1 protein-coding gene is annotated in these 323 nt (G+C 60.4%); it reads right to left on the reverse strand.

The features are described 5' to 3' along the window. Window positions 1–107: 107 nt before the first annotated feature. Window positions 108–323: NAD(P)H-dependent oxidoreductase (locus tag EN861_RS34715; protein WP_189343829.1), on the reverse strand; the 216-nt coding region annotated here is incomplete at its 5' end.

Raw genomic sequence — 323 nt, forward strand, 5'->3', positions numbered from 1 at the left:
GGAACACCTGAAGCGGGCTTGCTCCGACCGAACGCATGGCGTCGACAGGGCCCATGTCGATCGCCTCCAGTTCGTCGGAGAACAGCTTGCCGGCGAAACCGACGAAATCAAGCTGCCATGCTGGCAACCAGCGGGGAAACGGCCTCAAGAGCACCGCTCATGGAGTGGGCGCGGGCATCGTCGCCGCGCGACATGTTTTCCGCCCGGATGAAATCGAGGTCCTTGATGCCGATGAAGCCGAAAGCCGTTTTGAGATAGTTCTCCTGGAAGTCCATGGAGGCCAGCGGACCGGAAAGATAAGAACCTCCGCGCGTCGAAACGAT

Source organism: Mesorhizobium sp. M8A.F.Ca.ET.218.01.1.1, assembly GCF_004791165.1.
Lineage (GTDB): Bacteria > Pseudomonadota > Alphaproteobacteria > Rhizobiales > Rhizobiaceae > Mesorhizobium.